Genomic DNA, 13,443 nt, shown 5'->3' on the forward strand with positions numbered 1-13,443 from the left:
ATTTTTAAAGCCTCTGCCAAAAGACTATTTATCTTTGATTAAAATATACAAAAATACCGGTGTACCCAATAAAGCTGTAATGACGCCGATGGGCAATTCAATGGGTGCAACAGCAACCCGGGCAATCACATCTGCCAACGTCAGCACCAACGCCCCCAATAACAATGAACCAGGAAGTACAAATCGGTGATCCGCCCCGCCCATCAGACGAACGGTATGAGGAACAATCAATCCCACAAAACCAATGATCCCCGATACCGCAACGGATGCTCCCACAGCAAGTGTGGATAAAACAACCACCCAGCGTTTGACGCGATCGGTACGCATACCCAAAAGATCCGCCTGCAACTCCCCGAGGGAAAAGGCATTCAGCGACTTTCCAAAAAAAGGTAAGATTAGCACCGGGATTAAAATAAATGGCGCCAAAGCCCTTAAGTTATCCCAAGTAGCCCCACCAAGACTACCCAGCATCCAAAAAGTGATGGTACGTAACTGTTGCTCTGTAGACATATAGGTCATCAAACCTGTCAGCGCACCCGCAAAGGCATTGATGGCAATACCTGCCAACAACATCGTCGTCACATTGGGGCGGCCATTTTTACTGGCAATACGGTAAACCAAAAAAGCGGTCAAACCAGCGCCCACAAAAGCGCCAAAAGCCAATATATAATAGCCAATCCAAGCAGCCAAAGAGGTAAAGAGAAAAGTCTCAAAGGCAATGATCAGTACCGCAAAAAGAGAAGCTCCAGATGAAATGCCAATTAATCCGGGCTCCGCTAAGGGATTGCGGAATATACCCTGGATCGCAGCACCCGATATACCCAATGCTGCACCCACCAAAAGTCCGAGCAAAAGACGCGGCATACGAATCTCAAAAAGAACATCTTCGTGCATATTATGCACACCTCCCGCACTTCCGAAGTGCAATTTTTGCGTCAACATCCTCAAGATATCAGCGGGTGGAATATGGTAAGCCCCCATCCCCAAGGCAACAATACTGACGACACCCAATACCAGGCCCAAAGTCAATAGAATAAATTTCTGTTTCTTTTGCACCGGCTTTATTTTGAATCCATCATTTCTCCAAATCCACGGTGCAATGCTAAGATTGCGTCTGGCAGCCGATTACTGAAATTGACCAGCAGCGAGGCATTCATCACCAAGATACGTTCGTTTTTACCCGCATTCGTAATACGCATCCCCGGCAATTTGAGGATAGCATCCTCACCGCCAAGACTACTTGCGCCAAAATCAAATAGCAACACAATATCTGGATTGGCCTGCACCAGCGCTTCCGTTGTATAGGGTTTGAAATCCGAAAATTCCTGAACCGCGTTTTTACCACCAGCCAGATTAATCATCGCATCCAGACTACTGCCTTTACCCGCTACACTCATGGTACCCGTACCACGGGCATATAAAAACAATACTTTGGGTGCCGCTTTACCCTGATTTTCCTTTTTCACCAATTCCATGGTATGATCCAAGCTTACTTTCGTGCGGGAAACCAGATTTTTACCTGCAGCAGATTCACCGACGGCGTCTGCGACCTCCTGGATGTAACGAAGTGCACCCGGAACAGAATAGTTTGGTTTAATGGAGACAAATTTCACACCAGCCGCACGAATCTGCTGAATGACCGATTTGGATACATCTCCCTCATTCGCAATAACGATGCTTGGCTTAAAAGATAATAAACCTTCGGCCGATACCGAACGGTTCTTGCTTACCCTCGGCAAGGCCGCCGCTGCTTTGGGCGATATACTTGTCACATCGGTAGCGATCATGCGCTCACCTATTCCCAGTCCATAGATCGTTTCGGTCAACGAACTGTTTAACGTAATGATTCTCTGCTGTGCCCTCGCCCATCCACCGATTTGCATCACAAAACACAGTATAATAACATAAAATCTACTCATTGTAATTCTTTATCTCCACTATGGCGATAGCGGATCACCAGGAATGGTTTTACCTCTCGCCGTTCAACTTGAGTACAAAACAAATCAATAATCAGTCTAAATACAAATTATATTATTTCTTTTAGAACAGCATACTTCAACATAAAAACCCTGACAAACCATTAATAAACAGCAACATACAACTAAATCCAAACTACTTTTCAGTCCATAAAAAACGGATTAAATAGAATTTATGACATTTTGCATAGAGAAAAATCCAATAGGATTACCTTTTTTTGTAACATTATTTAGAATTATTAAAAATAAAAATAGTGTTTAAAAACAGCTCACCTATTCGAACAAGCACCCTGATCGCCCTTTGCGCCTGCCAGATCTACACTGTGCAAGCACAGGAAAAATGGAAAATCTCCGGTGTATTGAAAAACGAATCCAATAAAGGCGTCGCCAATGCGACTATCTATCTTTATCCAGATAAATATGCTTTTAAAACAGATACTGCAGGGAGATTTCAATTCTCCCAACTCTATGCGGGGCGCTACGAATTACAGGTACAGGCCATGGGTTATCAACAGTACCGTCAAGTTATCGATTTGGAAGACAAAAATCAGCAATTGACCCTTGTGTTAAAAGCTGAAGAACGGCAGATGGATGTAGTTGATGTGCAGGGTAAAGTGCAGGCTGTAGACAATCTCGTTAAGGCTGAAAATGCAGCCATGCCCGTTAAAGTTATTACCAAACGGGAGATCGAGCTTATGGGCAGCCGTCGTCTGGATGAAGTTTTAAAAGAACAGACGGGTATCGCCATTGTTAACGATATCGCCGGAGGCTCCAGAGCTGTCGGTGTGCAGATCCAGGGATTCAGCAGCAACTACGTGATGGTTCTGGTAGATGGGCAACCTATGCTGGGGCGCAACAGTGGCAACTTTGACCTGTCCCGTATTTCGGTGACCAATATTGAGCGTATCGAGATCATCAAGGGAGCTTCTTCCTGCTTATATGGAAGCGATGCATTGGGTGGTGCGATCAATATCATTACACGCCATGGTGCTATCACACCACAGGCACAGGCTTCCCTCCTCTATGGCAGTCTCAATACCGTCGATGCCACTTTGGAAGCTGAGACACCTTTTGCTAATCAACGCGGCAGCGCAGTGTTTTCGGGCAATTACTACCGCACGGATGGTTTTAATACCGACAAGCAATACCTGGACTCCAAGAGCACCACTTTTCCGCCTTATACCAACTATAGTTTCCAGGGGCGAGTGCGTTATCGTACAAGCAAAAATGGCACCTTGGGCGTTACAGGGCGTTATGCAGCCCGGGAATCTGAAATGATCAATGCATGGTCCGAATCGGCCACACTACAGGATAAACAAAAAGATCAGGACATCAACCTTTCGGCAAGTTACGACCATAATTTCGAGTCGGGACTGCGCAGTATGACACGTTACTATTTCTCGCGTTTCCACTCCCAGATTGCCGCACAATGGTTGCAACAAGGTATTGTTGCCAGTGCCGAGCAATTCGGTCAAAATGTACACCGCATTGAACAGCAATTTGCGTATAGCCCCGCACAACAGGTTAAACTCACCGGTGGTATAGGCGGTAGTCTTGAACTGATGGACAACCAGGATCTGGATGCCAAGCGCTCTTTGAACAGCGCATTCGCCTATTTGCAGACCGAATGGAAACCTGTAGACCGCTTATTGACGACGCTGGGTCTACGCTACGATCAGACCAATGTCTACAATGGCCATCTGAGTCCAAGTTTCGGCCTGCAATATCATCTCAGCCCTAAGCTTTTGATCAAAGGTGGTATCGGAGCAGGATTTAAAGCACCCGACTATAAGATGCGCTATCAGGTCTTTTTCAATCCAGCAGCCAACTATTTGGTCGTGGGCTCAGAGCGCGTAGCCGATGTGATTGCAGCTATGGATCAAGCCGGAGAACTGAGTTATAAAAACAGTTATATACTCAATTTGGTAGCGGGTAATCTCAAAGCCGAAACCAGCATTTCAAACAATATTGGACTTACCTGGAGTCCGTCCAATAGATTTCAGGCCGATTTCTCGGTCTTCTACCATAGGATCAACAATCAGATCAACACAGTTAGTGTAGGTAACGGAACCAAAGTCGCACAGATCTATAGCTACCGCAACCTGCCGAAAGCCATGAATAAAGGTTTCGAAGTTTCATTGACCTATCAGGCAACCAAAGATCTGCAACTGTCGATGGGCTATCAATATTTGATTGCCAAAGACCTGAGTGTATTGGATAGTATTGCCAAGGGAAGTTATCCCTATAACCAGATCAACGATCCCGCTACAGGCGAATATCGCCAGAGTAAAAAATCGGATTATTGGGGTATTGAAGACCGTTCGAGACACATGTTCAACGCAAAAGCCCAATATGAATATAAACCCTGGGGCGTTAATGTCAATGCGCGTGTCAATTTCAGAAGTGCCACACCTTTTCAGGAATATAATGGCAACCAGTTTATCGACAAATATGACATCTTTATTCCCTATCACACATTGGTGAATATGACGGTAGAAAAGAGTCTGATGAACCGCAGATTCACACTGCGTCTGATCGGTGACAATCTATTCAATTTTACAAGCCGTTATCTACTCGGGCAGCCTGGACGGGTTATTATGGGTGGTGTCAGCTACCGTTGGATAAAAGAATAATAAGCACTAATGAACAAGAATTTAGCACACCAAGTACAAGATAAAAGATGAGAACGATTCGCATGATTATAGGAGAATGTAGCATCTGGCTTTCCTTTCACAAGATTGGCCGTTGTATTTTTTCAGCACTATTGCTATTGACAGTCGTATCCTGCGGGAAAGACAAAGACTATACGATCGGATTAGAAGATGGCAAAAGTACTCTGATCAAAGATCTTGCTGGCGATACCGATGCAGCCATGGGAGAAGGTACTGAAGGAAAAGAGCAAAGACCATTTTTTATGTTTCTTTTTCGTTTTAAAGACCAAAAGCAAATATGGGTTAAAACCAAAGCCGATTCTGCGCAGTGGCTTAAAACAAAAGATTGGGATATTGCCTTTACAGGTCCTTACAATTCGGAGATCTATGTGAACAATTCCCAGCATGAATACAATCCAGGTTATGGCGGCCAGGCAAATAATACCGCTGTGGTTTTACTGCGACAAGCCTATCAGAGTGTCACTATAGCCCCCTCGGATGAAGAGTTTAATAAAAGTGAAGTAAACAAAATTGGCTGGGCAGCAACCGATGGTTCTGATGGATGGTTTCGCTATAGCTTAAGCACCCATATTATGCAGGCGCTCCCCAATCGTACCTATGCGATTCGCTTACCCGATGGCAAATATGCCAAATTGCAACTGATCAATGCCTATAAGGGAAATCCAGCGGCGGTAACCAACCTCAATTGGCCTGCCCCATACTATACATTTAAATATTATGTACAGCAGGATGGCAGTAAAGATTTAAATACAAACACATTATAATAAGGAAAAATTACACAATTAAATTAAAGATGAATAGATTATTTACAACAGCAGCACTACTATGTGCATTGAGTTTAGGTTTTACTTCTTGTAGCAAGGATGATGATAAGGTGGAGCAAGTCGAGCCGGAATACCAAGCTAAGGTTATGGTCAAAGACGGTGAAACTGTTGATTTAACAAAGGTTTCCAAAACGATCAATACACAAGGAACAATCAAGCGTACAGGCAATACCTATTCACTTCGTAACTTTAAACAATTTACAATCGGTGAAGATGGAAAAGCAACAACAACTGCAGCGCAAACCTATTATTTTGATTTTAAAGAGAATGATGGCTTAAATGCGAGCGATTTTATTGTTTCTTTTAACGCGAAAAGCTCCAATGTAGATTTAATAACAAATAATGTTAAAGGCTACACCTTATCCTTTATTGACAAAGCTTTTGAAGATGTAAAATCTACCGACCAGTTTACGTCTGCTTCAAATAATCTTTTAGGACTTCAATCGTCTTACGCCCCAAATGTAATTGGTTGGGCGAATTATACAGGACAACCAAATCACCAAGTTCTAGCTGTAGCAAATCGAACAATTATCATTTCAAAGGAAGGTAAACCCTTTTTTAAAATTAGGATGAATAATGTTTATGAGAATGAAACGATGAATCGTGAAATCGCACCAAACAATTATTTTTTCTACTCCATCGATTACCAAGAATTTAAATAGTATCAAGATAGCAGCTGGTATAAAATTCCAGCTGCTTTTGTTAACCAAAAATCAAAAACCGAAAAAAATATATTAAATACCAATTTTCATACACACTTTATCAGCAAAAGATTTTATCTTTACTATTATTTAGAATCAATTTAAATAAAAATAACATACTAATACGCCTACTGCATGTATAGAAAAGGGACAAGTTATCAACTAACAAAAAAACGAGTAACAATGACAATAAAGAAACGCAGTAAACTATTAAAATTCATACCGGTATTGGCATTTTTAATTGTGTTGGGGTCTTGCAGCAAAAGCGAGCCCACAGCAGTAGAGCCTGAACCAGATCCTGTTGCACCAGAAGCTATGTTCAACCGCTTGATTACGGTTAAGAATTTTGGCGAAGACTTACCTGCTGGAAGTGCACCAACCACGGCGCAATCACCAATATATTACAGCCTGGAACAGAACAAAGCTGTGACACCGGATTATAAACTAACCGCACGATGGGATATCTCCTGCTCAGAAATATACCGCAGTTTTATCAATTGCAATAATACAGCAAACGGATTTGGTAAAGGTGGCCCAGGGAAAGGTGGTATACTCATTGTGAAGAAAAAATTTGAAGATGTAATCGATATCCCTTCAGACGCCGAGTTCCGCAAAGGTGAAAAAGCATATGGTACAGATGATTCAGGAGCATTTGGTGAAGGTCTAGGTTGGTATTTATATGATTTTGATGGCGTAATCAAAGGTGGTGGAGCCGAAAACAAAAAACACGTTTGCTATCCCATCGAAAGCAATACATTGATCGTCCGTACAGCTCAGGGAAACTATGCCAAGATCAAGATACAAAGTATCTATAAAGACCTCTTGGATCCAAAAGATTGGTTTAAAGATTCACCAACACCATTCTTTACATTCCAATATATGCTTGCCAAAGCTGGCAGTACCAAATTTGTGATTGCTAACTAAATAATATAAGCTAAGCATTCTGATTTAGACACTAAACTAACATGAAAAGAATATACAGCATTTTAAGCTTCCTTTTTTTAGGATTGCTGCTAACCCGCTGCACCAAAACGGAAGAATTAGCCTTACTTCCTGCAGATAAGATACTCGAATACAAGGTCACCAACCTCCCTAATGATGAGGTTATCTATGGCGCTATAGACAATGAAAAAAATGTCATTACGGTATATCTTCCCTATTATTATGGGTTGCTCGTCATCGACCCTACTATTAAGGTCGCGAATGGTGCTAGTTTAACAGAAGAAATTTTGCCTGTTAAAACAGATGAAAAGAACCAGACGTATACCGTAAAGTCCGCTACAGGTACCACAAGAACCTATAGCTTAAAAATTGAATTACAAAGTACACCATCTTTTGAAGCGACTTTTGCATCGACATCTTCTATTTCGCTTACAAAAGGCCCTGGAGCTGGTTTTCCAGCGATAAATGGGACCTTTATGCATACCAACCCTGCATTGGTGAGTATTGCACTGATTAATCAAGAAACGAAAGAACGGTATCAAATGGCTACGCCGAATAGCCTGAAAGTATCGGGGATTGGATACCAATTAAGCTATACGGGTACCGAACGGGAAAACCGCATTCCATCCGATATTAAAGCAGGTACCTATGATGTAGAGGTAACCAACATCAACCATATAATTACATTAGCCAATCCGCTCAAAATTACATACCGTCAACCTGACGTAATTGTTAGCTTATTGGGTCTAAATTTCGCAAAAAATAAAGATTGGACCATAAAAGCTGGCCTAGATAAGGTTATTCTAGATCCTACGGCCGTTATCATGACACTCAATGGAAAAGATTATCCATTGACTATTAAATCTTATAACCGTACCGAAATGACAGTTTCATTACCAGCGACTCTTCCAATCGGAACCTTTGATAATTTGCAGATCAAATTCCAATTTAAAGACTGGGCCGATGTTGTAAAGACACAGTTGTCTCCAAGTACAATAACGGAATCATAAACAAGCATCCACAGTATGCCATGGTGGCATCAAAATTAAATAAATTAAAACAAGAGGAGATCTCAACATGAACTCAAACATCAAAACTATCTTAAAATCAGCGATGGCCGTGACTGTGCTATCGGCAGCAGTATGGGCAGCAGCCCCAACAACAGAATCAGCAACAGCTCCTTTAGCGCTGAACCAAGCTAAAGCAAATAGTAACTACACTGTTGTAGGTCAATGGTGGAGCCCAGCAGCTGCAGCAACTTGGCCTGCAGTATATGTCGACCTTGCTACAGGTGCACAAAGCTTGAGTAGCTCTGGTCAAGTTGCATTCTTTAGCCATGTAAATGGTTCGATCAAGGCTAATGGATCTTATTCGATCAGAACGGTAGCAAAAGACATCGCTTCCGTTACAGCATCAGATTGGGCAACAGCGACTTCAGTATCATCACAGGGTAGTGGCGAATGGTATGAATATGATTTAGATAGCCATGCAAACCAAGCAATCCAACCTTTGACCGTGTTGGTCGGAAATTCTTCCGGAGCTTCGTATGCTGTTAAGTTAATTAATTTTACAAATGTTGGCCAACAAGTAGTGGCAGGTCAATTACAAGTAAAAGCAGATACCAATATCGAAGTTAAGGCATTATAGTCCCTCCTATTTAATGAATGAAAGATTCCGCAACCTGGTGGATGGGTTGCGGATCTTTTTAGCCTAATCAACATCCGCATAACGATTTTTTTAACCAAAAAAATTATGCAACACTCATTTTTGAAAAAACAAATACATATCCTTCAATTTCTAGCGATTTTTATGCTAGCACTAACATGCTGGTCCTGTAAAACGGAATACCCAAGCCTACCCTACAATGACATTGAATCTTTTAGCATTCAGGATGCTGATGGCAAAATCTTGTCAGCCAGCATTGTGAATGACCAGATTATCTTATATTGGCCTCCATTGGTTGAGCAGCCCGAAAACATTACACCTACGATTAAAGTTTCGGAATTAGCGACTATTACGCCTGCATCGGGTACACCGATAAAACTCCAATCCGAAAAACCCATCACCTATACTGTTCGGGCACAGGACGGATCCAGCAAAAACTATACATTGACCTTCCAATACAATCAGCCCATAGTACAAGCTACATTTAACAGTTTATCGTCTGGTCAATACTATATCACTGATCCGAATATGTTTACTTTTATTGGAGAAAACATTATACCCAACGAGACACAAACTAAAGGCTATTTAATAGATAAAGATGGAAAAGAAACATTACTTTCGTTTAGCAAAAATATAGTACCCACTAATTTTGCTGTTACTTTTGCTGCTCCAGATGACTTCAAAGCAGGTATTGGCTATAAGGTCAAATTGGTGTCAGGCCGTTATTCCATCGTAAGCGATTCATTTGAGGCTGTCTTACCTAGCATCCTCAATCTATTAATAAAGAGTAATCTGTTATATAGCGTTAAAAAAGGAGAAAACTTTGTGGCTCCTTTGCAAAGTAAAGTCCTTTACGAGCGTTATTTTAAAAGCGATTTTGACCATTTCATCGCGGTGGACAATCTGAATAAAGAATATACTATAAACAATGCGGTATTTGATGTGAACGCAATGACGGTTACCATCCCTATACCGTCCAATGTAGCGGGTAGTGGAATCAACAAGCTAAAAATGGTAGACAAATCAGGAAAAGTATTATTAGAGGATACTTATTATATCACGCTAAACTAATACGCCTTACCAACTCATTTTAATCGTGTTTGTCGCTAATCAAACAAAGCAGTTTATCATAATCGCATTAGCAGCTATCATTGTATACAGCTGCCGCAAAGGTAAGTCTACACCAGAAGAGCCAATGATTGTCCCTCAACCTGAAGAAACCTTACGCCAACAATATAGTAAATCGGTAACGCAATGGCCAGCTGCTGCTTGGTACAGCAATATCAAGGTACATGAACTGGCCGCTTTACCCGAAAACCCATCGAAAGATAAGGCCGAGCTAATCGCACTTGGCAAAGCCTTATTTTTCGACCCCCGCACCGGTAATGGCATGAAGACTTGCGCTTCATGTCATCATCCGGACACCTACTGGATCGACCAAAAAACAACGGCAGATGGTATCGCACTGCATCACCGCAATACACCTTCCCTAGAAAATGTCTGGTACCTGGAAGGCAAACTCTTCCACGATGGCCGCGCAAAGACTTATCGGGAGCAGATTGCCGAAGCCATCAACTCCCCGATCGAAATGGGCGGAAATACGACTGCTTTACCCGCTAAGCTGCAAGCTATACCAGGCTATCTTCGTTTATATGAGGCGGCTTACTCGAGCCAGACGATGAGCGTCGAAGGATTGCTAGATGCCATAGCAGCGTATTCAAGATCAATTAGCAGTGGTGAAACCGTCTTTGACCGTTTTATCAAAGGAGATTACCAGGCATTAAACGATGCACAGCTCGAAGGTCTCCATCTGTTTCGCACAAAAGGGAAATGCATCAACTGCCATAATGGTGCCTTCTTTACTGATCTCGATTTTCATAACCTGGGTTATGCTAATGGTGCCTTCTTTACTGATCTCGATTTTCATAACCTGGGTTATGCTGTTACCAGCAAAGGTGCCTTGGACAATGGTCGCTTTGAGGCGACAGCACTGGAAACAGACAAAGGTAAATTTCGCACGCCAGGTCTGCGCAATGTGATCCATACTGCACCCTACCTGCACAATGGTAGTATTTCGAGCTTAAGTGAACTGATCAACCTACTGAGTCAAGGGATGCCCCAAAAGACAGGACAACAGGTAAATGGCACCTTATCGCCACATATCCAAAATGTCCGATTAAGTAGTAAAGAACAGGAAAATATCTTGGCTTTTTTGGAGAGTTTATCCAATGTGCCAAGCAAAACAGAGCGACCTGTATTACCCTAAAATAAAAAATCCCAAAGGGGATACCTTTGGGACATTTTGAGTACTCCACAGTAGCGGAGGCATCAAAAATTAAATAAATTGGCACAAAATTAGGCTTTTATATGAAATAAAAAAGTAAAAAAGTATTAAATTTCAGATAATTACCCATTTTGTAGCGAAGCTACTACGGACATAAGGAACAAAATGCGCATCAAATCATGAGTCGAATCCGCCCAATAGTTGGTCTATTAGTTACAATAACTGCTATAACAGCTTGTCAGAACGGCAGTAAAACAACAACTCTGCCCGATGAATTTATTAGTCCAAAAACAGGAACAAAAAAAGAATTGACGCTCGACTCAATCTACCTATACGCCAAACAGCTATACCGCTGGCAGGAAGCTCTCCCTTCATATACTACTTTTGATCCGCGGACGAAATATGCACAGATAGACCCCGAACAAACGGCTTATGAGCGGGCACTTTTTGCCCTCAGCCAATACGCTTTGCACAAGAAAGATAGACCTTACGAATTGTCGACCATCCCCAATAAACCCAAATATTCATATCTGGAGCGTCGTCGTAACGACAAGAAAAGTAGCGGTCACATGGCCAGCATAGAAACACCCTACAGGTATGCTACACACCTGTCCTACTGGTCTGCGGGAAACAAACGGATTGCTTATGTTTACATTCCCTCTTTTCCTCAGCTCCAGACAGTGAAGGCCGAACTGGATCAACTTGCGGCCGAACTCGCACAGCAGCAAGTTACTCACTTAATCCTCGATCTACGACATAACGGTGGCGGTTATGTGGAAACGGCAGAATATTTAGCCAACCTCATTAGCCCAGCCAAACTGGATAAAAAAGTTATGTTCAGCGAACAATTTCATCCGACTGTACAGCAAGGCAAAGCAAAACTACTCCTCAACCAACCCTATCTGGATGCAAGTGGCAACGTGGTCCAATACAAAGGACGCCCTGCCACCCTCGCCGATGTGGATTATAGGGAAAAAGCCAATACGCATTACTTTATCAAAAAGGGACATTTCAATTCTTTACAGCAGCTGTCATGCATTGTATCGGAACGCACGGCTTCGGCAAGTGAATTACTGATCAGCAGCTTCAGACCTTATATTCCGATACGCCTTATTGGTCAGCAGACGTTTGGTAAACCCGTCGGCTTTTTTTCCATACGCGTAGGAGCTTTCGATATTTACCTAGCCTCATTTCTCATCCGGAATGCTGATGGATGGTCCGATTATTTTGATGGCATACCTGTAGACCTGCCTTTAGCTCCGGTCGAAAGCTCCCGCCATCCCGGAGACCCAAAGGAAGCCTGGCTTGCAGCAGCGCTAAAGGACATTACAAAAGATGAAAATCTCACAGCAGTTTCGTCGGCTACTTATTTTTCGATGCCAGCAGACGAAAATTTGCTACTTAAAACAAATTTTAGGTTAAAGTAGTTAGGAGCAATCCGAGTTTAGATGTTAATATTAAAAATGTGATTATCAATATGGACAATCACATTTCTCACTACCGGCTTAAACCAAGAGGAGGTCTTAGTTTTTAAAATAAACAGAGTATAACACTGACAGTCCAGCAGATATGGAATGAGACTTAACTTCATTTAATCTCGTAAAACTTATATGGCCATCATTGTAATACAATTTATCTATTCCTTTGCCAATATTGTTATAGCTAGAAAAACCAGTAAAAACGCCAATCTTTAAAAAATTAGTGAGTCTGTAATTAAGCCTAACTTCATTATCCCATTCCACAATAGGTATATCATGCTCAAAACTTTTCGGATGAGCAAAATCACTTCTTGAATTCCAATTTGCATCCGCATTATATTGGCTCATTCTAGCTTGAAAGAGGATATTGAAGTCAAACGAACCAGAAAATGGAAGAAAAAAAATTGCTCCGATACCAGCACCTAAAATTCGGTTATTATAAGTACTAGATAACTTTTCCATGTTATCAATAAGGGAATAACTGTTTTTTTGTAGTTGCATAACAGCGTAAATGTCTAGCTCTTTACGCTGCATGTGTACATTATACCCTAGCTTTATATTAAAGGTCTGTCCATTTCCCACATCGCTATCATAGGTTTCATTACTAGTTATTCCTTTACGATTATCTGCAGAGTAATCGATATCCCTAACTATTCCGGATCTAGTTTTTGCAAAATCATAAGTAATTTCAGCTGTAAATTTTCTTTTTAACTTAATCCCTAATTGTAAATCAGCGCCAACACGCATGTTATTTTTCCACAACAATTCTGACAAAATATTTGGCTTCTCACCTTGGGAATTGCCGGCGATATTCCACGAGAAATTTTCACGAGAAACTTTAGGCCTTAATGAGTAATCTAAAACTACTTGTGAAAAAGAATCTTTCCAAGTTATGTTCATT

General features: G+C 41.7%; 12 protein-coding genes. 9 read left to right on the top strand and 3 right to left on the bottom strand.

The window, feature by feature from the left end:
• Nucleotides 1–24: 24 nt before the first annotated feature.
• Both QE382_RS14840 and QE382_RS14845 read right to left on the bottom strand, forming a co-directional pair.
• Nucleotides 25–1,056: a FecCD family ABC transporter permease gene (locus QE382_RS14840; RefSeq protein WP_307186590.1), complete on the bottom strand. Its 1,032-nt coding sequence runs from the start codon at nucleotides 1,054–1,056 to the stop codon at nucleotides 25–27.
• Between the two features lie 5 nt (nucleotides 1,057–1,061).
• On the bottom strand, nucleotides 1,062–1,919 hold the full coding sequence (locus QE382_RS14845; RefSeq protein ID WP_307186591.1) for a heme/hemin ABC transporter substrate-binding protein: 858 nt from the start codon (nucleotides 1,917–1,919) through the stop codon (nucleotides 1,062–1,064).
• Nucleotides 1,920–2,230: 311 nt separating this feature from the next.
• Here QE382_RS14845 and QE382_RS14850 point away from each other — a divergent pair, with 311 nt between their 5' ends.
• The 9 genes from QE382_RS14850 to QE382_RS14890 all read left to right on the top strand — a co-directional run bounded on the left by QE382_RS14850 (nucleotide 2,231) and on the right by QE382_RS14890 (nucleotide 12,491).
• Nucleotides 2,231–4,609: a TonB-dependent receptor gene (locus QE382_RS14850; RefSeq protein ID WP_307186592.1), complete on the top strand. Its 2,379-nt coding sequence runs from the start codon at nucleotides 2,231–2,233 to the stop codon at nucleotides 4,607–4,609.
• A gap of 47 nt (nucleotides 4,610–4,656) precedes the next feature.
• Nucleotides 4,657–5,412, top strand: a complete 756-nt coding sequence (locus QE382_RS14855) for an HmuY family protein (RefSeq protein WP_307186593.1) — start codon at nucleotides 4,657–4,659, stop codon at nucleotides 5,410–5,412.
• Nucleotides 5,413–5,441: 29 nt separating this feature from the next.
• Nucleotides 5,442–6,134: a hypothetical protein gene (locus QE382_RS14860; RefSeq protein ID WP_115048471.1), complete on the top strand. Its 693-nt coding sequence runs from the start codon at nucleotides 5,442–5,444 to the stop codon at nucleotides 6,132–6,134.
• Between the two features lie 222 nt (nucleotides 6,135–6,356).
• A complete protein-coding gene (locus QE382_RS14865) occupies nucleotides 6,357–7,097 on the top strand; it encodes an HmuY family protein (RefSeq protein ID WP_307186594.1) in 741 nt (246 codons plus the stop codon).
• 41 nt (nucleotides 7,098–7,138) lie between these two features.
• Nucleotides 7,139–8,125, top strand: coding sequence for a hypothetical protein (locus QE382_RS14870; RefSeq protein WP_307186595.1), 987 nt, complete (start codon nucleotides 7,139–7,141; stop codon nucleotides 8,123–8,125).
• Nucleotides 8,126–8,192: 67 nt separating this feature from the next.
• Nucleotides 8,193–8,762, top strand: coding sequence for a hypothetical protein (locus QE382_RS14875; RefSeq protein WP_182332226.1), 570 nt, complete (start codon nucleotides 8,193–8,195; stop codon nucleotides 8,760–8,762).
• A 105-nt stretch (nucleotides 8,763–8,867) separates the two neighbouring features.
• A complete protein-coding gene (locus QE382_RS14880) occupies nucleotides 8,868–9,851 on the top strand; it encodes an SGBP N-terminal domain-containing protein (protein ID WP_307186596.1) in 984 nt (327 codons plus the stop codon).
• Nucleotides 9,852–9,876: 25 nt separating this feature from the next.
• Entirely contained in the window at nucleotides 9,877–11,046 is a 1,170-nt protein-coding gene (locus tag QE382_RS14885; protein WP_307186597.1) for a cytochrome-c peroxidase, read from the top strand.
• A gap of 197 nt (nucleotides 11,047–11,243) precedes the next feature.
• On the top strand, nucleotides 11,244–12,491 hold the full coding sequence (locus QE382_RS14890; RefSeq protein WP_307186598.1) for a S41 family peptidase: 1,248 nt from the start codon (nucleotides 11,244–11,246) through the stop codon (nucleotides 12,489–12,491).
• A gap of 96 nt (nucleotides 12,492–12,587) precedes the next feature.
• Here QE382_RS14890 and QE382_RS14895 read toward each other — a convergent pair whose 3' ends face one another.
• A complete protein-coding gene (locus tag QE382_RS14895; RefSeq protein WP_307186599.1) occupies nucleotides 12,588–13,442 on the bottom strand; it encodes a hypothetical protein in 855 nt (284 codons plus the stop codon).
• Nucleotide 13,443: the final 1 nt, after the last annotated feature.

It is taken from the genome of Sphingobacterium zeae, assembly GCF_030818895.1.
Taxonomy (GTDB): domain Bacteria; phylum Bacteroidota; class Bacteroidia; order Sphingobacteriales; family Sphingobacteriaceae; genus Sphingobacterium; species Sphingobacterium zeae.